Annotated in this window: 21 protein-coding genes; 11 read left to right on the top strand and 10 right to left on the bottom strand. The window is 42.6% G+C overall.

All coding sequences use genetic code 11. From position 1 onward, the window contains the following. The first annotated feature begins 137 nt into the window (after nucleotides 1-137). From HEQ19_12570 to HEQ19_12555, 4 genes are all read left to right on the top strand, one after another. Complete coding sequence (locus HEQ19_12570) at nucleotides 138-857, top strand: response regulator transcription factor (protein ID WYM00232.1); 720 nt, start codon at nucleotides 138-140, stop codon at nucleotides 855-857. Nucleotides 858-1,036: 179 nt separating this feature from the next. Beyond that, on the top strand, nucleotides 1,037-2,713 hold the full coding sequence (locus HEQ19_12565) for a SpoIIE family protein phosphatase (protein WYM00231.1): 1,677 nt from the start codon (nucleotides 1,037-1,039) through the stop codon (nucleotides 2,711-2,713). 3 nt (nucleotides 2,714-2,716) lie between these two features. Further along, nucleotides 2,717-3,142: an anti-sigma regulatory factor gene (locus tag HEQ19_12560; protein ID WYM00230.1), complete on the top strand. Its 426-nt coding sequence runs from the start codon at nucleotides 2,717-2,719 to the stop codon at nucleotides 3,140-3,142. A gap of 179 nt (nucleotides 3,143-3,321) precedes the next feature. Continuing rightward, the gene (locus HEQ19_12555; GenBank protein WYM00229.1) at nucleotides 3,322-3,762 is read left to right on the top strand and encodes a hypothetical protein; all 441 of its coding nucleotides are present in this window, start codon (nucleotides 3,322-3,324) and stop codon (nucleotides 3,760-3,762) included. Nucleotides 3,763-3,831: 69 nt separating this feature from the next. On the opposite strand, the gene HEQ19_12550 is transcribed toward HEQ19_12555, so the two are convergent. Continuing rightward, on the bottom strand, nucleotides 3,832-4,254 hold the full coding sequence (locus HEQ19_12550) for a nuclear transport factor 2 family protein (GenBank protein ID WYM00228.1): 423 nt from the start codon (nucleotides 4,252-4,254) through the stop codon (nucleotides 3,832-3,834). A 484-nt stretch (nucleotides 4,255-4,738) separates the two neighbouring features. Between HEQ19_12550 and iscB the strand changes: the two genes are divergently transcribed. Then, nucleotides 4,739-6,022, top strand: a complete 1,284-nt coding sequence (gene iscB, locus HEQ19_12545; protein WYM00227.1) for an RNA-guided endonuclease IscB — start codon at nucleotides 4,739-4,741, stop codon at nucleotides 6,020-6,022. Between the two features lie 288 nt (nucleotides 6,023-6,310). Here iscB and HEQ19_12540 read toward each other — a convergent pair whose 3' ends face one another. Beyond that, on the bottom strand, nucleotides 6,311-6,832 hold the full coding sequence (locus HEQ19_12540; protein WYM00226.1) for an orange carotenoid protein N-terminal domain-containing protein: 522 nt from the start codon (nucleotides 6,830-6,832) through the stop codon (nucleotides 6,311-6,313). Between the two features lie 651 nt (nucleotides 6,833-7,483). Between HEQ19_12540 and queG the strand changes: the two genes are divergently transcribed. Next, nucleotides 7,484-8,458 carry a tRNA epoxyqueuosine(34) reductase QueG gene (gene queG, locus HEQ19_12535; protein ID WYM00225.1) on the top strand — a complete coding sequence of 325 codons (975 nt, stop codon included), beginning with the start codon at nucleotides 7,484-7,486 and terminating at the stop codon, nucleotides 8,456-8,458. Then, nucleotides 8,433-9,068 carry an HAD-IA family hydrolase gene (locus HEQ19_12530; protein WYM00224.1) on the top strand — a complete coding sequence of 212 codons (636 nt, stop codon included), beginning with the start codon at nucleotides 8,433-8,435 and terminating at the stop codon, nucleotides 9,066-9,068. The genes queG and HEQ19_12530 overlap by 26 nt, the downstream gene beginning before the upstream one ends. A gap of 322 nt (nucleotides 9,069-9,390) precedes the next feature. Here HEQ19_12530 and HEQ19_12525 read toward each other — a convergent pair whose 3' ends face one another. Continuing rightward, nucleotides 9,391-10,116 (bottom strand): ABC transporter ATP-binding protein, encoded by a 726-nt coding sequence (locus HEQ19_12525; GenBank protein WYM00223.1) that lies wholly within the window; start codon nucleotides 10,114-10,116, stop codon nucleotides 9,391-9,393. Between the two features lie 189 nt (nucleotides 10,117-10,305). Here HEQ19_12525 and HEQ19_30940 point away from each other — a divergent pair, with 189 nt between their 5' ends. Continuing rightward, nucleotides 10,306-10,878 carry a hypothetical protein gene (locus tag HEQ19_30940; GenBank protein WZI67195.1) on the top strand — a complete coding sequence of 191 codons (573 nt, stop codon included), beginning with the start codon at nucleotides 10,306-10,308 and terminating at the stop codon, nucleotides 10,876-10,878. On the opposite strand, the gene HEQ19_12515 is transcribed toward HEQ19_30940, so the two are convergent. Next, nucleotides 10,807-12,024 carry an ABC transporter permease gene (locus HEQ19_12515; GenBank protein WYM00222.1) on the bottom strand — a complete coding sequence of 406 codons (1,218 nt, stop codon included), beginning with the start codon at nucleotides 12,022-12,024 and terminating at the stop codon, nucleotides 10,807-10,809. The genes HEQ19_30940 and HEQ19_12515 overlap by 72 nt on opposite strands. Further along, a complete protein-coding gene (locus tag HEQ19_12510; GenBank protein WYM00221.1) occupies nucleotides 12,021-13,490 on the bottom strand; it encodes an efflux RND transporter periplasmic adaptor subunit in 1,470 nt (489 codons plus the stop codon). Before HEQ19_12510 ends, HEQ19_12515 begins: the two co-directional genes overlap by 4 nt. A gap of 409 nt (nucleotides 13,491-13,899) precedes the next feature. On the opposite strand from HEQ19_12510, the gene HEQ19_12505 reads away from it, so the two are divergent. Beyond that, entirely contained in the window at nucleotides 13,900-14,784 is an 885-nt protein-coding gene (locus HEQ19_12505) for a tetratricopeptide repeat protein (protein ID WYM00220.1), read from the top strand. Nucleotides 14,785-14,974: 190 nt separating this feature from the next. On the opposite strand, the gene HEQ19_12500 is transcribed toward HEQ19_12505, so the two are convergent. Next, nucleotides 14,975-15,379, bottom strand: coding sequence for a response regulator (locus HEQ19_12500; protein ID WYM00219.1), 405 nt, complete (start codon nucleotides 15,377-15,379; stop codon nucleotides 14,975-14,977). Between the two features lie 226 nt (nucleotides 15,380-15,605). On the opposite strand from HEQ19_12500, the gene gyrA reads away from it, so the two are divergent. Then, nucleotides 15,606-18,125: a DNA gyrase subunit A gene (gene gyrA / locus HEQ19_12495; GenBank protein WYM00218.1), complete on the top strand. Its 2,520-nt coding sequence runs from the start codon at nucleotides 15,606-15,608 to the stop codon at nucleotides 18,123-18,125. Nucleotides 18,126-18,172: 47 nt separating this feature from the next. Here gyrA and HEQ19_12490 read toward each other — a convergent pair whose 3' ends face one another. After that, entirely contained in the window at nucleotides 18,173-19,093 is a 921-nt protein-coding gene (locus HEQ19_12490; protein WZI67194.1) for a transposase, read from the bottom strand. A 45-nt stretch (nucleotides 19,094-19,138) separates the two neighbouring features. Continuing rightward, a complete protein-coding gene (locus HEQ19_12485) occupies nucleotides 19,139-19,423 on the bottom strand; it encodes a UPF0175 family protein (GenBank protein WYM00217.1) in 285 nt (94 codons plus the stop codon). Nucleotides 19,424-19,961: 538 nt separating this feature from the next. Between HEQ19_12485 and HEQ19_12480 the strand changes: the two genes are divergently transcribed. Beyond that, nucleotides 19,962-20,141, top strand: a complete 180-nt coding sequence (locus HEQ19_12480; protein WYM00216.1) for a chlorophyll a/b-binding protein — start codon at nucleotides 19,962-19,964, stop codon at nucleotides 20,139-20,141. A 344-nt stretch (nucleotides 20,142-20,485) separates the two neighbouring features. Here HEQ19_12480 and rpoD read toward each other — a convergent pair whose 3' ends face one another. Both rpoD and gyrB read right to left on the bottom strand, forming a co-directional pair. Then, on the bottom strand, nucleotides 20,486-21,658 hold the full coding sequence (gene rpoD, locus HEQ19_12475) for an RNA polymerase sigma factor RpoD (GenBank protein WYM00215.1): 1,173 nt from the start codon (nucleotides 21,656-21,658) through the stop codon (nucleotides 20,486-20,488). Nucleotides 21,659-23,365: 1,707 nt separating this feature from the next. Continuing rightward, a complete protein-coding gene (gene gyrB / locus HEQ19_12470) occupies nucleotides 23,366-25,303 on the bottom strand; it encodes a DNA topoisomerase (ATP-hydrolyzing) subunit B (protein ID WYM00214.1) in 1,938 nt (645 codons plus the stop codon). Between the last annotated feature and the right edge of the window lie 138 nt (nucleotides 25,304-25,441).

Below are 25,441 nucleotides of genomic sequence, written 5' to 3'. Positions count from 1 at the left end.
GGTAACACCCCTCAGTGTTAGCCTGACTCACAAAAGGCTGTAATCAGTTGGTACAGATGTGTGGAAACTGAATCTCAAAAGACTTTTGAGTAAACTCGATTTTATAGTTAAGGTAGTGTAACGGGCGGAACTTGGCTATGAGTAAAATTCGTATTGCTCTGATTGAAGATCATGACCTCACCCGCGTGGGTATTAGGACAGCACTACTACAAAAAGAAGAAATAGAAGTTGTAGGGGAAGCTACCAATGCTGCAGAAGGTCTAAAAATGTTAAAAAAGTTACAACCTGATATTGCGATTGTAGATATTGGGTTACCGGATAAGGATGGTATTGAACTGACGCGGGAGGTGAAATCTAGTGGTAATGGGGATGAATTAGCGACAAAGGTGTTAATTTTGACTTTGCGGGATAACAGAGAAGCGGTGCTAGCAGCTTTTGCTGCTGGGGCTGACTCCTACTGCATGAAAGATATCAAATTTGATAATTTGCTGGAAGCAGTGCGAGTAACTTACAATGGCAACGCTTGGATCGATCCGGCGATCGCTCGGATTGTGTTACAACAAGCCCAGCAAAATCCACCGAAACCGGAAACGATCTCAATGGATTCTCCCACCCATGTCCAAAATCCCAATGCAGTAGAAAATCAGGAGGTTATTGATCCTTACATCCTGACAGAAAGGGAATTAGAAGTGTTACAGTTGATTGTCGAAGGTTGTAGTAATGCTGTCATCGCCGAAAGACTTTACATAACAGTTGGGACAGTGAAAACTCACGTCCGCAATATTTTGAATAAGCTATGTGCTGATGACCGTACCCAAGCCGCAGTTCGCGCCTTGCGTTCTGGGTTAGTGGGATAAAGTTACTTTTAGGGTGTAGCTATCCTAAAGACAATTCAATGAAAATTGACAACTTTGAGATTAACTTTCAAAGTTGCTAGGTTTTCTTGCACAATTACTGTTCAAGTCTCTGTTATTTATCTAGTGGGATAAATATTGCACTATCTCACAATTCAAGTATCTACAAAATAAAGTCAAATATGACTGAAATAGATATAGGCAAACTCAAGCTCATGGTGGTCGATGATGAGCTAGATAACTTAGATTTACTCTACCGCACTTTCAGGCGAGACTTTCAAGTATATCAGGCTAATCATGCTCGTAGTGCCCTAGAAATTTTGGACAAAGAAGGTGAGATGGCTGTGATCATCTCCGACCAAAGAATGCCAGAAATGAATGGCACAGAATTTCTCAGTCGCACGGTGGAACTATTTCCAGATACAATTAGGATTTTGCTCACTGGTTTTACGGATGTCGAAGATTTGGTGGATGCGATTAACTCCGGTCAGGTGTTCAAGTACATCACTAAACCCTGGAATCCGGAACGACTCAAGACGTTGGTCGAACAAGCCACTGATACTTATCGCTTAGTTAAGAAACGCACTCAGGAATTGCGTCGGGCTTTGCGGCGAGAATCTTTGTTTAATGCGGTGACAACAGCAATTCGGGAGTCTCTAGACTACGACAGTATGCTGGAAAAGATTGTCGCGACGATTGGACAAACATTTGAAGCGACTTGTTGCTTGCTCAGACCAGTCGAAGGCGATCGCCTGCTATCAGACCAATTTTTCTACCAAGATCCCAACTTTCTGGCTTCCAGTTACTCTTTCGACCCCAATCCTTTAATTGAAAAAGTTCTCGCAACCCGTCATTATCAATTGATTCAAAGTACAGAAGATGACGGTAAATCTTCTCATCAACTAGTTGTGCCACTGTCCTATCAGCAACACCTGCTGGCTGTTCTTACCCTTTACCAAAAAGGACATCATCATCCTTGGCAAGATGAAGATATCCAACTGATTACAGGTGTTACTGAACAAGCAGCCTTAGCTTTGTCCCAAGCAAAACTCTACCAGCGTCTGCAAGAAAAGCAACAACAAATTCGGGCTGAGTTAGAAGTGGCTCGCCAAATTCAAAACAATTTGCTTCGCCAGACTTTACCAGATATTAGAAATGCCAAGGTGCAAGCTTGTTGTTACCCGGCGCGGGAAGTGGGAGGCGATTTTTTTGAGGTGTTTGTCCATCCCAAAGGTGACTTGTGGTTGGCGGTGGGTGATGTTTCCGGGAAGGGTGTCCCAGCTGCTTTGTTCATGGCTAGCGCTATTTCGGTCTTGCGTCGGGAATTATCCCAAGAAACGCCAGCCCCGCCAAATATCATCATGCAGAATCTCAACTATGCCATGTCTGATGATTTGATTGGCAACAATTGCTTTATCACCCTAGTTATAGCCTGTTATACCCCTACTACTAGGGAATTTGTCTACGCTAATGCCGGACACATATATCCCTTACTTTGGTCACAGCAAGCAAGTGCAGCAGAAACACCCAATTACTTGAAGGTACGCGGTGTTCCCTTAGGTATTTTACCTAAGTGGCAAGCACAGTCTGGTAGTTTGGTTCTCGCGTCTGGAGACACCTTGCTGCTAGCTAGTGATGGTATTACAGAGGCAATGGTATCAAATGATTTATTTTTGGGCGGAAAAACCGAAGATTCCCTAGAGGGTTCTAACCGTTCTATGCTAAATCAAGACGGTCTTTGGCAGCTGTTACAGCAGGAAACCCGTCCACTGTCTCTAAACCATTTACTAGCTCGCATCCAAGCAGACAATTATGTTCAAGAGGATGACCAAACTATACTTTCACTGGAGGTTTTCTAAGCAATGAAAAGTGAGCTTCATGTACCAAGTGACTTGAATTTTTTAAATATTGTCGAAAACTGGTTGCTGGGATGTCTCAAAACCCAGCTAGGCGATTCAGTTGATTGGTCACGACAATCAAGTCGTTTGCGCCTGGCTCTTGTTGAAGCCTATTCCAACGTAGTACGTCATGCCCATAAAGAACAGCCAAATTTGCCGGTCTTATTGCGCTTGGAACTCAAAGACCGGGATCTGTCCCTCGAAATTTGGGACTACGGCGAAGGTTTCGATATGTCTACCTATTTCCCGCCAAATCCTAAAGAAAAACAAGAAGGTGGCTATGGTTGGCTAATTATGAATCGTTTAATGGATAAAGTCGAGTACCAATTGCAAGTTGATGGTGCTAACTGTCTCAAGTTAGAAGCTAGTCTACCAGAACTAGTCAACTGAGGCAAATGACAACCGTTGCCATGTTGCGAAATGTTAATGAATTTGATAACTTTTGCTAAATTTATTTGATTTATAGGTGGAGATTATCAGAATATGGAAGCTATGGGGTCTTGATTCACTCTAGAACCCCTGTTGGGTACTGAAGATATTACCTCCATAGAAATAAAATTATTCAGCGTATGAAAGCTTTATTTTGTTTGTCACCACGCTATCGGCTTGATGATGAATCCCCTTGGTTAGAGGGTATCGACCCCAGTCGTCACTACTGGCTGGCGGTAAATGGAGATAGGAATCTGACAGTAGCTATTCCTGGGTTGATGGTGTCGTCGAAGAATCAGCTAAGGCAGACTATTGGTAAGTTCCGCTCTCTACAGCCTGGGGAACAAATGACTTTGACTAGAATTGCCAGTGCTTGTACGATTCACTGTGTCAGTCCCAACTGCTATGCGATAGAAGCTGACATTAATGGTGCTACAGTTTGGCATCTATTTGATCAAGAAACTTTAGATAGTCTGTTGATGACAGCACACCCCGATTGGCAATGTGCGCCTTCAGATATTGAGTTAGGTAGGAAATTACTACTGCGTTCTTTGCAGGAAGCAAGTGTTATTAAGAGTTAGGAGTTAGAAGTTGGGAGTTGGGAGTTAAAAATTGTTTTGTACTCAGAACTCTGAACTCACAAATCAGGACTATTGGCGACGCAAGGCTAGTAGCTCTTGGGGGGATGCTAAAAGTTTGATTTTGGCGTCGATAATTTGGTGTTTTTGATTGAGGATAAATAGCCACATAACGTTGACACCACACCAGGAAGTTTCGGCTTTACCTGTCACCTGTACTTGGATTTGGTTATTTGCTAAAGTTTCGGCAATTCCTTGTTGGGGATAGGCTTTTAGGTCTTGAGCTTCTTGTTGTAAATAGGTGGCGATCGCATCTGGTCCGACAATACCAGATTCAAACGGTGGATGCATCACTCCGTCCTCAGCGAACAAGCCCGCTGTGGCTTGAAATTCTCCTGCGTTCAATGTTTCAAAGTAACGCAGTATACTCACTTGTTTTATCCCCTCTATCGGGAATTTTTCTGCTACTGTGGCTGTAAATTCGGCAGATGTCATATGATTTACCTTATTTTTTATTGGTTATTAGTCATTTGTCATTGATCAGGGTTTTGAGCATATTTACGTTTCGTAATATAGTTTGGTTTATTCCCACCAATTTACTACCAAAGCAGCTATCACCTACGGAAAAATTAGTTCCCAGACTATTTTTTGCCCAGGAACTAAATTTAACAGAAGAGTCAACAACCCACCGCTAATTGCTTTCGCGGAGCGTGTCGTAGACAAGAGCAATCTAGCGGGGGCTTGCAAGAGTCCTAGTTGACCCGATGACCTAGCATCTGGAATTAATTAATTAGCTAGGTAGCCGTTATTGGTAAGCGTTTAAGTTCACACCTACAAATACGAAAATATTCACCAGAAGAATTGCCAGTTTGTAGCTCTGTAACTTCGTTGTTAAACAGTCATTTGGGAGACAGTGCAGCGAAGATAGTACCGTCCAATAACATCGTCAAGGCAAACATCACCCGTAAGGAGGGACTTTATGTCCAAAGTATTTGTTCTAGATACAGATAAACGACAATTAGACCCCATTCATTCAGCACAAGCTAGGCAATTATTACGAAACAAGAAAGCAGCTATTTTTAGAAGATTTCCATTCACAATCATCCTGAAAGAATCTTATCCAGATTCAGAAGTTCAACCACTACGATTAAAGCTTGACCCTGGTGCAAAATTTACAGGGATGACATTAGTTAATGATGTAAATGGTGAAGTTGTTTTTGCTGCTGAATTACAGCATAGAGGTTTTGTAATTCGAGAATCTTTAACATCTCGAAGACAATTAAGAAGAGGAAGACGCGCTAGAAAAACTAGATATCGTCAACCAAGATTCCTAAATAGAACAAGGAAAGAAGGATGGTTATCTCCAAGTTTACAAAGCCGGATTGAGAATATTAAAACGTGGGTTGCTAAGTTTCAAAAACTTGCAAAAATAGAATCAATTAGCCAAGAGCTAGTTAGATTTGACATGCAACTAATGAACAATCCAGATATAAAAGGAGAGGAATATCAGCAAGGAACATTAGAGGGATATGAAACAAGAGAGTACCTTCTCGAAAAGTGGGGTAGGCAATGTGCTTATTGTGATGTAAAAGATGTTCCTTTTCAGGTTGAACATATTCATCCGAGAGCTAAAGGTGGAAGTAATTCCATCACAAATTTGACGCTTAGTTGCGAAAAATGTAATCTAAAAAAAGGAACTAAAGACATTAAAGATTTCCTCAATAAAGACCCAGTTAAGTTAGCAAAAATCTTAGCTCAAGTAAAAAGACCATTAACTGATGCAGCAGCAGTAAACACAACTCGTTGGGCGTTATTCAGGGCTTTACAAGAAACAGGATTGCTTGTAGAAACAGGTTCAGGTGGGTTAACTAAATTCAATAGAAATCAACAAGGATTAGAAAAAACTCACTGGATTGATAGTGCATGTGTTGGGAAATCAACACCAATACTAAAAATAAAAGGAATAAAACCTTTGTTAGTCAAAGCTATGGGACATGGTTCTAGACAATCATGTAGACCTGATAAATTTGGATTTCCTTCAAAACATTGTTCAAGAGTAAAATTCCATTTTGGTTTCACTACTGGTGATATTGTGAAAGCAGTTGTAACTACAGGAAAAAAAGTAGGAAATTATATTGGCAAATTAGCTACTCGTAAAACAGGTAGTTTTGATATATTTGCTAAGGAAGGAAGGATTACTGGAATCAGTCAAAGATTTTGCAAAACAGTACATAAAAAAGATGGCTATGCATACAGCATATAAATACTTGGGAATTGTTCAACTATCTTCTGCCTTGTTTTTGCTAAAGCAAAAAAGCAGACAGAAGATGTTTCACAATTCCCCTGCCATTCCGAGCGCCACTGATTCTGAGTACAGAATACAGTGGGGGACTCCTGACAGTCTAGTTGAGGTTGGCAAGATATAGTCAGTTGGGTGCGTCAGTAGCAGTAATGTCTTCCTATTTTTAGATTTTCTCTGACTGACGCACCCTACAAAACAAATTCGAGCTTTTTTTAATTGTCAGTCCCCTAATTGGTAATTGGGAATGTTTTATTCTGCTAAAGGATCAACACCCATGTCAGCTGCTATTTTGCGGAGAACTGTAATTTGTTGACCAAAGTCTAGTTCTTTGAGTGCTTCGAGTACTTGAAAGCCATCACGAGAGAGTTGATAGCCTACTGGTACGGGCACAACAAGGCCTTGAACCATTAATTCTGATAATTCATACCAGAAAGCCAGCTTGGTATTGGTAGTAAGTATCCCATAAGCGCGGGAAATTGCAGTATTTCTTTTAGCAGCTAGGTCGCGCATGACTTCTAACTGCTGTGCGTGAGACATCTGTTTAATTTGAGTTAATAAACCTTCTGCAAATTGTAAACGAGCTGCGCCTGTAGCAGCTGGGGTGATGGAGCGTCCCATTTCGGTGTATGCATACCAAAGGACTGCGAGCTGGTCATCTACGCTAAGACTCTTAAATACAGCAGTTGTAGAAGCAACAGCATCACCAGCTTGGGTGTTGTAGTTGAATGCGTTAGAAAAGCGGGTTGAAGCGGAATCAGAAGTGAAGGTCATAATAGCACCACAGTTGATTTAATGGTTACGCTGTGAATCAGTGGGAGGCTTGTCACCAAAGTCCTCACTTCGTGACGCTACGCGAACGCGCCGTGGAAGCCCCTGCATTCATGCATGGGGGTAAGGCGGAGGCGATTTCAATCGCAGTCACATTATACGGGGGTTGCTGCATTCGGTGTACCTTTGTTTTGTACTTTCAACGGGACAGTTACCGTTTCAAACTTTACAACCCTGTACGCATAATGTTTTGCTGAATTGAGCCTCCCTTGCGGGGTGATGTGAGCTTCGACAATGTTAGAGGTCGGTAACTATCCAAACGACACTGGTTTAACCCCGTTAAGCCTGTTTAATCGTTCAGTTCTAGAGCGAGGGACTAGCTACGCATCCCCCGGTAGGTATTTAACGCTTGCCTCTAACGTAGCCACTTAAGGCTTAGTCTGGTCAGATGTGGGACTTTTTCAAGCCCCTGCCTTTAGGCATGGGGTTTCTGACTCTGGGTTGCTTTACCTCTTAATGACTATATTGCATCATTTCTTAATAAATTGCAAATAATATTTACATATAGGTGTAGTAAAAAATATTGAACAGAGGGATCGGTTGCCTAATATATAATGTAGAGGCCACATATTAGGCAAAGTTTATATAACGAAAATGAATGAGTGTGGCATAACAAGCAGCGATGTGGTAAGAGCAAAAGCCCATGAGTTGGGATTTCATAAAGTCGGGATTGCTGCAGTAGATGGGGTGGATGCTATAGAAGTCCAAAGGCTACAAGCATGGATAGCGCAGGGTTTTAACGCCGATATGGAATGGATGGCTAACCCGAAGCGTCAAGATATTAGTTTAGTGATGCCAACTGTGCGATCGCTAGTGTGTGTAGCTCTCAATTACTACACACCAGATCAACGTCCCGAAGGCGAGGAATACGCCAAAATTTCCCGTTATGGCTGGGGAAGGGATTATCACAAGGTGATGCACAAAAAACTTAAAGCGCTGACTACCTGGCTCACATCACTTGATGAAAGTGTTCAGGCGCGTTATTATACAGATACAGGTCCAGTGCAGGATAAAGCGTGGGCGCAACGAGCAGGTATTGGTTGGATTGCCAAAAACGGCAATGTAATTACTAGAGAATACGGCTCATGGGTGTTTTTGGGAGAAGTATTGACCAATGTCGAATTAGAGAGCGATCGCCCATCAGGTGAACATTGCGGTACATGTACTCGCTGTATAAATGCTTGTCCTACAGGTGCAATTACCAGTCCGTTTGTAGTCGATGCAAATCGTTGCATAGCTTATCATACGATTGAAAATCGGTCGGAAAATTTGCCCCAGACAATCGCAGCCAATTTGCATGGTTGGGTTGCGGGTTGCGATATATGTCAAGATGTTTGCCCGTGGAATCAGCGTTTTTCTCAGACGACCGATGTGGTAGAATTTCTACCTTATCCGGGGAATATTGCACCCAAACTGGTAGAATTAGCAGAAATATCAGATGATGAGTGGGATAAACAATTTCCGGCATCAGCCTTGCGGCGGATTAAACCAGAAATGTTACGAAGAAATGCCCGTGCTAATCTTAACGCAACCAAGCGAAAGCATGACCCAGAAAGTAATTATTTTTGATTTTGATGGCACGATCGCAGATACAGTAGATGCTCTTGTAGTGATTGCTAATCGTTTAGCTGTAGATTTTGGTTTTATACAAATTACCCCGCAGGAACTCGCACTCTTGAGAAACTTAACAGCCAGGGAGATTATTAAATACTCAGGTATCTCTGTTTTTAAGATACCTTTTCTGGTGAAAAAAGTTAAATCAGAATTGAAAAACAAAATCCATGAATTTAAGCCGATTCCGGGAATTGAAGCAGCTTTAATAGAACTCCAGAATGAAGGCTATAGATTAGGGATTATCACGTCTAACTCTCAAGAGAATGTGACGGAATTTCTCAAAATCAATAATTTGGATAGCTTGTTTGAATTTATCTATTCAGGAGTAACAATTTTTGGAAAAACCACGATCATTAATAATGTATTAAGACAGAAGCAACTCAAACCCCAAGATGTCATTTATGTCGGAGATGAAACCAGAGATGTAGAATCATCGAAGAAAGCTAATATCAGGGTAATTGCTGTAAATTGGGGTTTTAATTCACCTGAAGCACTAGCTAAACAAAAGCCTGATTTTTTGATTCACCAACCAAGTGAATTGTTGGGTGTTTTGAGAAGTTTTTAACGTCCAAGGGTCAACCGATTTTGGATTTTGGATACTTCTCTGCGAGAGGCCTACGCCAACGACTTCCCTGCGGGACGCTGCGCGAACGCTCAGTACAAGTTTTGGATTTTGGATTGACCCCGACCACAAGGGACAAACGATTTTGGATTTTGGATTTTGGATTAAATCTAAAATTCTGCGGAGCCTGCAAGGTACCGAAACAATCTAAAATTTAAAATTGGCTTGGTCAAGGGTCAAGGTGAATATGGACTCTTGACTCTTGACTCTTGACTCTTGACCGACTTTACTGATTGATGTGCAAATCGCGTTCCCAGGCTTTAAATTATAGCACAGCCATCTGATTCAAATCCGCTGGGGTGAGGTTAGAATGCACTACTTCACCATCGCGGAACCAGACGATGCGCTGGGTTTGACGCGCTACTTCTGGTTCGTGAGTTACCATAACTACCGTGATTCCGCTGGTGTTGAGTTCACCAAAGATATCTAATACTTCTTGAGTAGTGCGGGAATCAAGGGCGCCGGTGGGTTCATCTGCGAGGAGAACAACCGGACGGTTGACAATAGCACGGGCGATCGCTACTCTTTGTTGTTGTCCACCTGATAATTGAGTGGGTTTGTTGTTCAGGCGCTTTTCTAAGCCTACTTTGATCAAAGCTTCGGTTGCGCGATCGCGTCTTTCGGCAGGTTTGACACTAGCATACACCATCGGCAGCATGACATTTTCTAGGGCTGTCAGTTGGGGTAATAAATGGAATTGTTGGAAGACAAACCCTAGCTTTTTGTTGCGAATATGTGCCAATGAGCTATCATCCATTTCGGCGACATCGAGGTTATCTAGATAATAATGTCCCCCAGTGGGACGATCTAGACAGCCGATAATATTCATGGCTGTAGATTTACCTGAACCAGATGGTCCCATGATTGAACAATATTCGCCTTCGTTGATGACCAAATTTACATCATTCAAAGCTTTGACTTCGATTTCACCAATTCCGTAAATTTTAAAGATGTTTTCTAAACGAATGATTGCTGGGTTGTCATTTGTCATTGGTTATTTGTCATTACTCATTACTCATTACTCATAACTCATTACTCATTACTCATAACTCATAACTCATAACTCATAACTCATAACTCATAACTCATTACTCATTACTCATTACTCATTACTCATTACTCATTACTCATTACTCATTACTCATTACTCATTACTCATTACTCATTACTCATTACTCATTTGTCATTACTCATTACTCATTACTCATTACTCATTACTCATTACTCATTACTCATTACTCATTACTCATTACTCATTACTCATTACTCATTACTCATTACTCATTACTCATTACTCATTACTCATTACTCATTACTCATTACTCATTACTCATTACTCATTACTCATTACTCATTACTCATTACTCATTACTCATTACTCATTACTCATTACTCATTACTCATTACTCATTACTCATTTGTCATTACTCATTACTCATTACTCATTACTCATTACTCATTACTGATTACTCATTACTCATTACTCATTACTGATTACTCATTACTGATTACTCATTACTCATTACTCATTACTCATTACTCATTACTCATTACTCATTACTCATTACTCATTACTCATTACTCATTACTCATTACTCATTACTCATTACTCATTACTCATTACTCATTACTGATTACTCATTACTCATTACTCATTACTCTTTGTCATTTGTCATTTGTCTTACGCGCTTCTCAACGCCACAATTGGATCAAGTTTAGCAGCACGACGGGCGGGAACGACGCCGAAGAATAAACCAATACCACCAGAAATACCAACAGCCATTGTAATTGCTATGGGAGAAATTCCTGCTTGTAAGGGTGTGAAAGCTGCTACCAGCATAATACCGCCGACACCAACTGCAGTCCCAACTAAGCCGCCTGCAGCGGAAACAATCACGGCTTCAATCATAAACTGTAGTAAAATATCTTGCTCAGTAGCGCCGATAGCTTTCCGCAGTCCGATTTCTTGGGTGCGTTCGGTGACGGAGACGAGCATAATATTCATGATACCAATGCCGCCGACAAATAGGGAAATACCTGCGATCGCTGCTAACATAATTGTTAAGGCGCTGGCAATTTGACCAACGGTTTGCAAAGCATCCTTTTGGGTGCGGATGGTAAAGTCGTCTTCACCGATGAGTTTATGGCGTTGTCGCAGTAAGTTGGTAATTTGAAATTCTGCTGCATCCACACTATCTGCATTCTTGGCTGAGGCGGCAATATAAGTTAACTCTATTCCATAGGGAGAAGTGCGCCCGACAATGCGGTTAGTTGTTGTCATCACGGGTATTAATGCCGCATCATCATAATCTACACCAACGTTTGAGCCTTTAGCTGTCAGCACGCCAATGATTTGAAAGCTGGTATCTTTAATGCGTAACTGTTGACCGATGGGGTTGGTATTATCAAACAGTCTTTCTGTTAATTTTGCACCCAGCACGACAACTTGGTTGCTGCGCTTCATGTCTATGTCAGTAAAAAATCGCCCTTTGGCAATTTCAAAGTCACGCACTATCAAGAAGCTGGGAGTTGTACCAATGATGTTGACATCGGTATTTTTATTACTATAAGTTACCACCTGTCTGCTGTTCAACTCGGCGGTGACAGATGCTATTGTTGGTACTTGAGTAGCGATCGCATTGGCATCTTCTAAAACCAAGGTTTTCGGCACATTTCTGGAAATCCGCTGTGTTTCTCGATTCCCTGGAAAGACAAACAGCACGTTTGGACCTAGGGACTCTAACTGTTTATTGACGTACTTTTGCCCACCTTCACCAATCCCAATCATGGCAATGACGGAGGCGTTACCAATAACTATACCCAGCATTGTCAGGGCGCTACGCAATTTATTTGACAGCAGGGTTTTTCCCGCCATATTCAGGCTTTCTAGGAAGTTCATGGATTATTTTTTTCTTTCGTCTTTTGCAGTTTGTAGTCTTTGGGTAAGTCAATAAACACGCGATCGCCTGGTTTAACTCCTGTCAAAACCTGGGTTTGGTCTTTGATTTGTGCGCCTATGGTGACTTCTTGAAATTGGGGTTTATTGTTTTCATCGGGTATGAGAACGCCAGTTTTACCTTTTTCGGTGACAATCGCCACGGTGGGTAATACTAAAGCATTACTGAGGCGATCGCCTAAAAAAGTCAGATCCACATTTAAGCCAGAACGCAGTTTATCTACCCCAGTATTCAGCACCACCCGCACCTGAAAGGATGTCACACCTTGTTCTACCACCGCTTCCGGAGCAATTAAGCGCACGCGACCCTTAAAAACTTGGTCGGGATAAGCATCTGCAGTAATTTCCACCTGTTGTCCCGGTTTAATTCTACCAAGATCCGCTTCTGGGACTTGAGCGAGGACTTCTAAACCCCGCGCTACGGCGACAATTGAACTAGAAGTAGCCGAAGCACTAGTTGAGGCTGAGGTTGTCGGAGTCACAAAGGCGCCCACATTCGCATATTTTTGGGTAACAATTCCCGTAAAAGGAGCGCGAATAATTGTATCTTCCAGTTTGATTTGAACCGCCTTTAACTGAGCTTCAGCAGCTTTCACCGCTGCTTGGCGTTGAGCAATTTCTTCAGGACGGGTGCCATTTTCTAATAATACTAATGCTGCTTGGGCTTCGGTAACAGCTGCTTCCTTCCCGGATATTTCTTCGCTGCGAGTCCCACTTTGTAACAGTGACAGTCGTTTTTGGGCTTCTTCTAAACCAGCTTTTGCCCTGCGGTCTTCACTGATATACTGTTCCAGTTGGTCAACAGCAGTGGCGCCTTGACGTGTTAATTCGCGATAGCGGTTTACCCGTGCTTGGGTCAGATTTACCTGAGCCTTTGCCGATTCTACCTGAGCTTGGGCTTGTCCAATTTCCTGTTCACGATTCCCCGCACTGGCTGCATCTAACTGCGCCTGAACTTGGGCTAGACGGGCTTTAGCTTGGGCTATTTCTTGGGGACGACTCCCTGCACGGGCTTCATCTAACTGTGCCTGTGCTTGGGCTAAATTGGCGCCCGATTGGAGAATATTGGCTGGAATATCGCCTACATCCATGCGTGCAATAAGTTGACCTTGCTGGACGCGATCGCCTTGTTCCACATACAACTGTCCTAAAACTCCAGGGTTTTTGGGACTAAGATTTACACTTTGAACTGGGACTATTTTACCACTGGCGGTAATCCGCAGGGTAACATTTTTCGTGGCTACGGGAACAGTTAATTGGGTAATATTTTGGTTGTTGGTTCTCCGCTGTACAATGTTATAAGTAGTAGTACCTACAACCAATCCACCAGCTGCTATTAACCCGATTAACCAGCGTAATGGATACTGAATTTTTCTGCCAAGCAAGGGAATTTCTATATGGGTAGTCATAAATAGCAGCTGATTAAATGAAGGTATCTGGAAGGGTCTGGATATGAAATCCGCACTAGTACTCTGTCAAGATAAAAATGATGGACTGTAGTGCGGGCATCTTGCCCGCGTGAGCGAGACGCTCACACTACCAAAAATCCCTCAAAACAAAATTGACAGACTACTAGTAGCAGGTGGGGTTTGTACTGCAAATCTTTTCAATGCCTGAGATCGGTGAACAGCTTGATTAGTGTTTATATTTCTTATTATTAGCCGATTTTGGATCTCTGTGCATTGACCTGAATGGGTGACTTTAATTTCCTGGGTCTTGATCCCAATCCCGATTAACTAGAAAATTTGCCTTTCGTCCAGAGCGCAGATCGTTTAAGCTAGCTGAAAGATCTTTGATTTGTGGGCAAAAGGTGGTAAAGTGCCGAAACATGTTCAATTAATTTCCCTTCTAGTTGTGTGTAGTTTGTGGAGTATGCCCAGAGCAGCTCATGCACAAGCACTATTACCCCATACACTGCAACTAGATGCAGCCAAGTTAGAGAAACAGGGATTGAGCTTGGCACAAGAGGCGGCTCAACTTGGTCAGTTTCAACAGTTTGAGTTGGCTTTACCACGGGCGCGACTCGCTAGTCAACTGGCGCCGAATAATGATAAAGTGTGGTTCCTGTTGGGTGGTTTGAATTTGCAAACCAAGGACTATGATGGGGCGATCGCCGCTCTGAAAAAGGCACAATCTCTCAATCCTAAAAATGCCGATGTTTTATTTGCGTTGGGTTCGGCTAATTTTCAGCAGCAAAAATACCAAGCAGCTCTGGTCAATTACCAAGCAGGTTTGAAGTTAAAACCCAAAGACCCAGAGGGGTGGTTTAATTTGGGTAATGCCTACTATATGTTGGGACGATTACCAGACGCCCTGGCGCAGTATAATAAAGCCGTTTTTCACGATAAAAAATTCTGGCCGGCAATTAACAATACGGGTTTAATCCAATACGAACAGGGTGATATCGACACTGCAATTAAACAATGGCAATCTGCTGTTGGGATTGACAAGCAAGCCGCAGAACCTTTATTGGCGCTGGGAGTAGCTCTATATACTAAAGGCGATCGCCAGCAAGGTTTAGCTATGGGAGAAGCGGCGCTGCGGATCGATCAACGCTATGGCGAGTTGGATTTCCTCAAGCAAAATCTTTGGGGTGAACGTCTACTATCTGATACCAAAAAATTTCTAGAATTACCCAGGATTCAAGCAGCTCTACAGCCACAGGAAAATCCCGCAAACGCCAATCAACAACCTACTCAATAGTCAGTTGTCATTGGTCATTAGTAAAGGATGAGGAAATATAACTCCTCACTCCTCACTCCTCACTCCTGACTCCCGACTAATTAACCACTTGTCAAGCGCTACCAATTCATAGTACATATATACTGTCTAAACAGAAACCATGTATCTAAAACATTGGCGGGCGAGCCTGACTGAGATTGTCCGTCAATGCTCACTGGTGATCTGTGGGCAGAAGTGCGATAATCTGGTCAACAAACTGTTGATGATCAACAACCGGCTTAGAGATATAGCCATCAGCACCGCTTTGCTTGAGGAAATTCTCGCGATCGCCTTCCATAGCGTGAGCCGTAACCAAAATTACAGGTAAGTTAGTTGTTTGTGGGTTAGATTTTAACATTTGTGTAATCTTGATCCCATCCACAGATTTACCTTGGTAAACACTTCTGGACAGAGAAACATCCATTAAAATCAGGTCAGCCTCACCTGATTGGGCAATTTTTATTACTTCATCCACATTTTCGGTGTGTTTTACGTTTAAACCACCGCGCTTGGTCAAAATTTTGGAAAAAACGCGAGCATTGATCAAATCGTCTTCTACAATCAAAACAGTTTTCATGAGAATTTTAGTTATGGAGGGAGGGGCATGACTAGCTGATTAAAACAGTTGTCTACCTCTTTTTTAATCTTTTATGTGTATCCCCGTCATCAAGGATAATACTACTGCTGATTATCCAATGACTATCAAGATTTGGTTAGAAATTGCTTTTTATCCATTATGCTGTGGTTGCTGCAGTGTTAATTTCCAGCGACTTTTGTGTAGTTAAATTTCAGGGAAAAAACTCATGGCAAAACAGTTAAACCTTCTCGCAACGGGACAGGTAGTCACAACAGCCCTGCACACCGAGATGCAACGGTCTTACTTAGAATATGCCATGAGTGTGATTGTTGGGCGAGCCTTACCAGATGTGCGTGATGGCTTAAAGCCAGTCCATCGCCGCATTTTGTACGCTATGCACGAACTGGGGCTGACACCGGATAGACCCTATCGTAAGTGCGCCCGTGTCGTGGGTGATGTCCTAGGTAAGTACCACCCCCACGGCGACCAAGCGGTTTACGACGCCTTGGTCAGACTTGTGCAGGAATTTTCCAGCCGCTATCCGTTGTTGGCAGGACATGGTAACTTTGGCAGTGTCGATAATGACCCACCAGCGGCGATGCGTTACACAGAAACGCGCCTCTCGCCAATTGGTCATGAGGGGATGTTGACGGAAATTGGCGAGGAAACGGTGGAATTTATCGGTAATTTCGATAATTCCCAGCAAGAGCCAACTGTACTACCTGCTCAGTTGCCATTTCTGTTACTTAATGGCTGTTCTGGTATTGCTGTGGGGATGGCGACAAATATTCCACCCCACAATTTAGCGGAAATTGTCGATGGTTTGATAGCTTTAATTGATAACCCGGATTTGACAGATGAAAAGTTATTTGAGTTGATCCCCGGACCAGATTTTCCCACAGGTGGGGAAATTGTGGGTACAACGGGCATTCGCGAGGCTTACACTACAGGTAAGGGTGGGATTGTACTTCGGGGTGTCGCTAGCCTGGAGGAAATTCCTGCAACTAGAGGTAGTAAGCGGCGGACAGCAATTATCATCACCGAATTGCCGTATCAAGTAAATAAGGCCGGCTGGATTGAGAAAGTAGCCGAATTGGTGAATCAAGGACGCTTACAAGGAATTTCTGATCTGCGGGATGAAAGCGATCGCGAAGGTATGCGGGTAGTAATTGAACTCAAACGCGATACCAATCCTCAAGAGGTTCTCCAGCATTTGTATCACCAAACCGCCTTGCAAACCAATTTTGGGGCGATTCTCTTAGCTTTGGTGGATGGACAACCCCGCCAGTTAAGTTTACGTCAGTTGTTACAGGAATTTTTGCATTTCCGAGAACAAACCCTAAATCGCCGCTACAGTTATGAGTTGGGTAAGGCGGAAAGTCGGTTACATTTAGTAGCAGGCTGGCTTTTGGCCCTGTCTCACGTAGATGAAGTTATTGAAATTTTACGGCAAGCTGCTGATGGTAGTACGGCAAAAATTAGCCTTTGTAGTCGATTAGAATTGAGTGAAGCACAGGCGGACGCAATTTTATCTATGCCTTTGCGTCGTCTGACAGGTTTAGAACAACAGAATTTACAGCAGGAGTTTGAGCAATTAAGTCAACAAATTTCTTTGCTGCAAAGGCTACTGAATGATAGACAGGAATTACTGAAGGCACTGAAAAAAGATTTGCGTAGTCTGAAACGTAAATATAGCGATACCCGTCGGACTAAGCTAGTTACAGTTACTGCCGAAACCAAGGCCAAAGCGGACAAATCCACAGGTCGTCAAGGTGCGGAGGAGGATGAGGAAAATCCCCAATCCCAAAATCTTCAACCAGAACAGCCGCCAGAAGAAGCAGTATTAGAATTGACTCATCGGGGGTATGTACGTCGCACTTCGCCGAATCCTAAAAAGCCGAAAGCTGATAACGGTCTACCTGATAATGATTTTATTATCCAAAGTGAGTTGACTAATACAGCAAAAGATTTGCTGGTACTGACTAGCGGCGGTAAAGTTTATCCGGTGAATGTGGGTGATATTCCCTTAACAACAGGGCGATCGCCACGGGGAACACCGCTAATTACTATGCTCAGTACTACGGCTCAAGGTACACAGGAAGCTGTTGTCAGTCGCTTTGTGCTACCGGCAAATTTAGCAACCACCCAAATGATTTTGCTGACGAAGCAAGGAAGAATTAAACGTCTGTCTTTGGCAGAATTTACTAACCTGACTCGGCGCGGAATTACGATTTTGAAGCTCAAGGACGATGATGAGTTGTTATTTACTGAGTTCACCACTACAGGGGAACACCTATTTGTAGCCAGTTCCGGTGGTCGTTTATTGCGGTTTGTTGTCAATGACGAACAATTACCCGTGATGGGACGTGCGGCGATGGGTTTACAAGCTTATCGCCTGTCGAAAAATCAGCACATGGTCGGCTGTGTCACTGTTCGTAAAGATAACCAGTTGTTACTAGTGACTCAAGAGGGATACGCCAAGCGAATACCCGCGAGTAATTTAAGAGCAGCTAATCGGGGTGATTTAGGTATCCAAGCCCTGAAATTTACTACCAAAACTGACAACCTCGCCGGGATGATATTAGCAACCCCAGGCATGGAGGTAGCGCTGATTACCAATAAGGAACGAGTGGTACGAGTGCCTATAAATACGGTACCACTGTTGGACAGAGATGCTAAGGGTGAAAACATCCTCCAACTAAGCCGCGATGAGAAAATTATTACCGTTGTGGAAGTGGGGGGATGATTTTTTATGGTGCGATGAACTACCCCGCCCTACTTCACTTCGTGACGCTACGCGAACGTGGAGGGCGGGGTTTCTACATCCCCACCCGTAGAGCAAGATTTTTGACGTTTCTTTTGACCTAGTTGCTTTAGACTTCCAGTCTGCTTTCGCTTTTTGGTATCTGAAGTAGAGCCAGAATCATCTATGTCTTTGAGGTTAGTTCCTAGCCCCTGTAGATTCTTTGAATGCCAAAGTAACATCACTTCTGCTGATGCTATATCCCTTTGTTGGGTGTATCCACAATTCCGGCAAATATGTTCTCGCTGGTCTAAAGTTTTCTTTTCTTGATGCCCACATTTAGGGCAAGTTTGGGATGGTTTTACCTGACGTGTAGGCACTTCTACAAATAACCCACCAACATCTGATAATTTTGCTTTTAGAGCATCTTTTATCATTCCCATTCCCACATCAAGAATTGATTTATTTAGACCAGATTTTTGTTTCTTTCGTTTGCCTTTTTTGGCTTTGGCACTCATTTTTCTGACTTCTAGTTTTTCAGTTACTACCGTGCTGTTACCGCTAATTATCCGTGTAGTTTCTTGATGAACGAAATTCTGGCGTTGGTTAGCAACTTTTCTCGAAAGTTTACTAATTAACTTTTGTGTTTTCTTCCACCTTCTAGAAGCCTTAATTTTCTTTTTGAAATTAGGGGAACGTTTGCGACGCTTGCCTTTGCTTAATTGTTTATTCTTTTCTTCCGCTTTGCGAAAAAACCTAGGAGCAGGAACTAAGCCATTTTCTACACCATCTGTCCAAGCAATTGCATCGTTACAACCTAAATCAATGGCAATAATACCATTGTCAGTTTTCCGACTATTTTTTAAGAGAACTTCATCAATATCTAAAACTATGGAGGCGTACCATTTCCCGTGCCGATAAAGGATGTCTAAAGCTTTGGGTTGTCCCCAAACTCTAGCTTTTCCTCTCATCTGAAAGAGCAAGTTTTCTTCTTGGCGATGTATCTGAAACCACAATCATGATGGGTTGAGTTTTCCCTCTTGTCGCAACTGATCATGGGTTTTTCTATCTGCTTGAAAATCAGATTCTTCATATAGCAAATCCACACCTTTAGCTTTTAAGAAAGAATCAACTTCTAGACGGGTTGACATTCCTAATAGTTCGCGGATTTTGCCTACACTAATGAATCCCTCACGATACGCTTCAATGATGACGATTTCCAGTAATCTGCGCTCTAAGTTACCCCATTTAGATTCTAAGGAATGTGCTACTTCATCTGGTAATGCAATCTCGATATGCATAAGTTTTTACTCCAAATATTTTGCGCGATTAATAGTTTTTGTGACTGTATATATATTAGACCTCTTGCAAAATTGTTTCTATGGTATGATAGAGGGTTTTAGATTTTAGATATTTTTGGTGTTCTTTGCGATAGCTTCGCCCGCCGTACTTCACCATGTAACTCTAACTTTTGGCTAAAACAAAGGCAATTTCTTAATATATAGCAACCGCCAAAGTGCTTAGGACATTAACTGATGATAAAACCTAGACACAATCAGACTTGTAACCCAGCGATGCACTGAGCGGTCGTTGTGTCCCCAGCGATGCACTGAGCGGTCGTTGTGTCCCCAGTCCCCTGCTATAACACAAAATTAATTCTGCAAGAGGTCTATTATCGCTAAAGTACAGCACTTAGCCCTCTGTTATCACTTTGGTAAGACCCAATCAGCCAAACGCTTACGGGGCTTTATTTTTCACTTGTTGCATTTATGAAAAAAAATGTTATATTAATTTACATAAGGCAATAAACCTTAGTAAATCCACTTTGGAGTGCCAACCATGACAGATACTACAAAAATTACTGCTCCTGTAATTGAAGATCGTAATGCTTGGTCTTGGGGCTTTACCCCACAAGCAGAAATTTGGAACGGTCGCTTGGCAATGATCGGCTTTTTAGCAGCAGCTTTGATTGAACTGTTTTCTGGTAAAGGCTTCCTGCATTTCTGGGGTATTCTATAAATTTGGATAAACGCAAATTATCTAAAATAAAGAAACCTGGAAGTGCCGATTCACTACCAGGTTTTTCATATTTTTCAGTCAAGGGTCAACCGATTTTGGATTTTAGATTTTGGATTTTGGATTTTGGATTTTGGATTGACCCCGACCACAAGGGGCAAACAATTTTAGATTTTGGATTTCGGATTTTGGATTTGTTAGGCACACAAGGAGCCTGCAAGGTACTGAAACAATCTAAAATCTAAAATTCGCTTGGTCAAGAGTCAAAGGTCAAGAGTCAATAATTTTTGACTAATGACAAATGACTAATGACTAATGACAAATGACAAATGACTAATAACAAATGACTACCGAATATATTCCTTGAGAACGCTGTTGCGATTCGGGTGGCGTAATTTACGAAGCGCTTTCGCCTCAATTTGGCGAATCCGTTCGCGGGTGACGTTGAAAATTTGTCCAATTTCCTCAAGGGTTTTCATCCGACCATCATCCAAACCGTAACGCAATCTCAGAACATCGCGTTCGCGGGGGCTGAGGCTGTCGAGGACTTTTTCTAAGTCTTCGCGCAACAGATTTTTGGAAACTTGGTCTTCTGGTGTCTCACCATCGGATTCAATAAAATCGCCCAATCGAGAATCTTCTTCTTTCCCAATGGGCGTTTCTAGTGAAATTGGTAACTGAGCAGATTTAGCAATAAACCGCAGTTTCTCAATCGTCATTTCCATGCGAGTAGCGATTTCTTCTTCAGTGGGTTTGCGACCCATTTCTTGAGAAAGCAGCTTGGTGGTTTTCTTAATGCGAGAAATAGTTTCGTAGAGATGAACAGGAAGGCGGATTGTGCGGGATTGGTCGGCAATCGCCCTGGTAATTGCTTGACGAATCCACCATGTAGCGTATGTAGAAAACTTATAACCTTTTTCGTGGTCAAACTTTTCTGCGGCGCGAATCAAGCCAAGACTACCTTCTTGAATTAAGTCTTGGAACGACAAGCCACGATTCATGTATTTCTTGGCAATGGAAACCACAAGGCGGAGGTTAGATTGTACCATCTTATCTTTTGCCCTGCGACCAACATGCAAGCGATAACGAAATGCTGGCAATGGCAATTGTACTGCTTCTGCCCATTCGCTATCTTTAGGATCGCGTTCCAACTGTTCTGAAAGTTTTTCCCGTATCCGCTCTAATTCCAGTAAATCAGCTATTTTCCGCGCCAATTCAATTTCTTCGTCTGCCCGCAACAGACGAATGCGACCAATTTCTTGCAAGTAAAGCCGAATTGAATCTTCTGTATAGTGCTTTTTCTTGCTTTGAGTCCGACGACGCGACTTAGCGGCTTTTCCAGACTTTGCGTCGTCCTCATCAGACTGAGGCTCTAAAAATTCATCAATTTCGCCATCATCACTAATCAGCAAGTCCTCTTCATCGTCGATTAAGAGTTCTTCTAACTCGATCTCAGGCTGATTTATTATTTCTAGGTCAGGCTGATATATGCTTTCGAGTACGTTGTTAGCCTGGTTCATGCCGCGTTCCTCATGCTCCTTGCAGAATCAATTACTCAAGATCCGTTTACTGCTCTTAATAAAAGAGCTAATTGACGACCGAAAATAGGCTTTTGGCTAATTTGCCTGAGATATTTTCGGAATTTTTTTGCCTCCTTGGGAGGACTTTATGACTAAGTATGGAAGTCACCGTTAAACTGACTTGCTCACCTTAGTAAAGGCTATGGGCGTTGTTATTGCTCACAACCTTTGAAAGACTGGTCTAAAAAAAGACAGGTCTTGACAAAAAAAATTACCACCCTAGACATAATGTATATGACTGTTGGTAGATTCTCTTGTAAATACTGTTCCGATTGTAGCCTGTTTCACAGAAATTGCACTCTTTTTGTGTGTTAATCATGAAGTCCTTAAGTAAGGTAAAGCCACTTTTATCAAAAAGCACTGAACAACGGTAGTTATACCCTTAAATTTTTTCTCAAACTTTTTCCAATTACAGTGGCATTATCATTACATTCATCAGGTTGCCATACCTGCATATCGTCGATTTCAGGTATGGTGTACAACATAAATTACCTAGAAATAGCGCATTTTATGTTAACTCAAGCGGTCAGCATTTGGGCACCCTTTCTGACATTTCCTTAATAAACTAGTCAGTTCGCAGAAGAAAGCGGGATTTCCCACTAGGTAGATACAGCAAGTACGCTGGTGTTTATCTTCCGGAACTCTACTTTGTGTATGCCAATTACCTAAACTAGGGAGTTAAGGTGATGGCGGAATCAGTCAAAAGATAGATCATTTTAGATTTAACTGATTCTGTCTTATTCACACATTAGCGCACTGCTGAGATTTCAGCCCTATGAATCTTGACAAATCTCTCCAATTGTACCCAACGCTATTTTAATCAATTGATCAAGGATTTGACATTAGAGATTATGAATATTGTTCTACGGAAAGTAAAAGAGTATCAAATACAGCCATGCTAACAAGAGTCATGAAGGCAGTACTCTGAGCTATTTTCTAGTCTGTGATTAGCTTTTGTCTGCTGCTCAACGGGAAAATTTCCAGCATAGATAACACTAAGAGATGATTGTGAACCGATTTGTCAAATCTCCCTAAGTAGTAATTAAGTAAAATATATTACTTGCATGATACTCGATTCTGCTCATGTCGTAATTATCAATTCTCCAGTCACTTAACATCTGCTGCTTATATGGAGCTTTGCTCCTCAAAGATAACAAATAGGCTTCTGGGTTGTGGACAAAATTGACTCGAAGTTACAAAGGTAAAACGTTTGTAATAGCGCTTCAGCACTCAAGCTTTATTTTACGCATAAAAGTATTTTATGTTCAATTCGTCGGTTGACTTACTTAGCAGGGCAAGAAAGATGATAAAAATTAAAATTTATGTATTTTATTAAATAATCTTAATGAGACGCAAAAACAGCACCTACTCTCCGGGCATATATATGTTCTGTCATGTTTGTCAAGGGTCAAGAGTCTGAATTTTTGGACTCTTGACTTTTGAATCTTGTCTGCGACACGCTGCGCGATGACAACCTCCGCGAAAAAAATATGACAGATGCGTAAGTCCTAAAAAAAAGAAAGTAATGGGTAATCGATTTGCACCAATTACCCATTTATGAGTGCTGTTAGCGTAGCCCTTGCTGAGTGCTGAGTAAAAATACTAATATCTATTGCCCAGTTCCTCTCCCCAGTCCCCAGCGGTGTGTTAGATATCTAGTTCCGTTAAATTGAGTTTAGAACCGTAGGTTTCGATAAATTCGCGCCTAGGTGCGACGCGATCGCCCATTAAAATGGTAAAAATGCGATCAGCTTCGGCTGCATCCTCGATTTCCACTTGCTTCATTTTGCGAGTTTCTGGGTTCATGGTGGTTGTCCAGAGTTGTTCTGGCATCATTTCGCCCAAACCTTTGAAGCGTTGGATGGTATAGTTGGCATTGCTGGGAAAGGTGGCAATTTTTTGTTGTAATTCGCGATCGCTATAGCAGTAATCATGATTGCGACCCCTTTCTAACTTATATAATGGGGGACAAGCAATATAGATAAAGCCCTGTTCGATGAGCGCCCGCTGATACCGATAGAAGAAAGTTAACAACAGTGTACGGATATGCGCTCCATCTACGTCAGCGTCGGTCATGATGACGATACGATGATAGCGTAGTTGGGTGGCATCGAATTCATCGCCTTTGACGCCCAAACCAAGTGCTGTAATTAACGCTTGGACTTCGTTATTTTTATAAATCTTGGCGTCGTCAGTTTTCTCGATATTGAGGATTTTACCACGTAGGGGGAGAATAGCTTGGGTACGGCGATCGCGTCCTTGTTTGGCGCTACCGCCCGCTGAATCGCCTTCGACGATGAAGATCTCGGATTCACTGGGGTCTCGCGAACTGCAATCAGCCAATTTACCGGGTAATGGGGAAGATTCCAGCACCGATTTGCGCCTGACTAATTCCCGCGCATGACGGGCGGCTTCTGCGGCTTTAAAGGCTTGGATGGCTTTGTCGAGGACTGCATCAGCAATACTAGGGTGAAATTCTAGATACTCGGTGAGAACTTCGCCCACAAGAGAATCGACAATTCCCCGGACTTCAGTGTTACCAAGTTTGGTTTTGGTTTGTCCTTCAAATTCCGGATCGGGGACTTTGACAGAAATAACTGCTGTTAAACCTTCGCGGACGTGTTCCCCACTGAGGTTAGGTTCACTTTCTTTAATTTTATTCCGTTTGCGGGCGATGGTATTTAATGTGCGAGTGAGAACCGCCTTCAAGCCTTCAAGGTGAGTACCACCATCAACTGTGCGAATATTATTGGCAAAACCCAGTACATTGTCTGTATAGGCATCAGTACACCACTGCAAAGCCACTTCTACTTGTACATTGTTCCGTTCCCCCTGCACATAGATAATTTCTTCATGCAGTGGTTGCTTCTCACGGTTCATGTAGGCGATATATTCCTTAATACCGCCCCTGTACTCGTAGATTTCTACCTTGGGTGTATCGCTTTTTAGTAATTCGAGACGGTGGTCAGTAAAGGTAATTTTGACACCAGCATTTAAATACGCCAACTCGCGCAGGCGACCTGCTAAAGTAATGTAATCAAACTCAATGCCAGTGCTAAAAATTTGCTCATCAGGCTTGAAGCTGACAGAGGTTCCGGTTCTGGCTTCTTTGTAAGGCTTGGCTTCCAGTTCCGTCACAGGGACACCCCGTTCATAACGCTGAACATGCACCTTTTTATCTCGCCAGACAGTAACTTCGACAATTTCTGATAGGGCGTTAACTACAGAAATCCCAACCCCGTGCAAACCTCCAGAAACCTTGTAGCCACCACCGCCAAACTTACCCCCAGCGTGGAGTACGGTCAACACAGTTTCTAAGGCCGATTTGCCTGTTTTTGGGTGAATATCCGTAGGAATCCCCCGTCCGTCATCTTGTACAGTACAAGAACCATCTGCGTTGAGATCCACCTCTACATGGGTGCAATAACCTGCCAAAGCCTCATCAACCGAGTTATCCACCACCTCGTAAACTAAATGATGGAGGCCTCGCGGACCCGTGGTACCGATGTACATTCCTGGTCGTTTGCGGACGGCTTCCAGACCTTCCAGAACTTGAATCTGATCGGCACTGTAACTGCTCGTCATGAAAATTCTCCTGATGCGTGGGGTTGAAATCGCCCAAGGGCTATAGAAAGTCAAATCACTCCAAAATTGTAACACAAAAGCCTTAGTGGCGTCTGTAGCGCAATTTTATGAGAAGTTTATACAGGGGTTGCAGCCCTC

Source organism: Gloeotrichia echinulata CP02 (assembly GCA_038087035.1).
Classification (GTDB): domain Bacteria; phylum Cyanobacteriota; class Cyanobacteriia; order Cyanobacteriales; family Nostocaceae; genus Gloeotrichia; species Gloeotrichia echinulata.
This window is presented reverse-complemented; position numbering and strand designations above follow the sequence as displayed.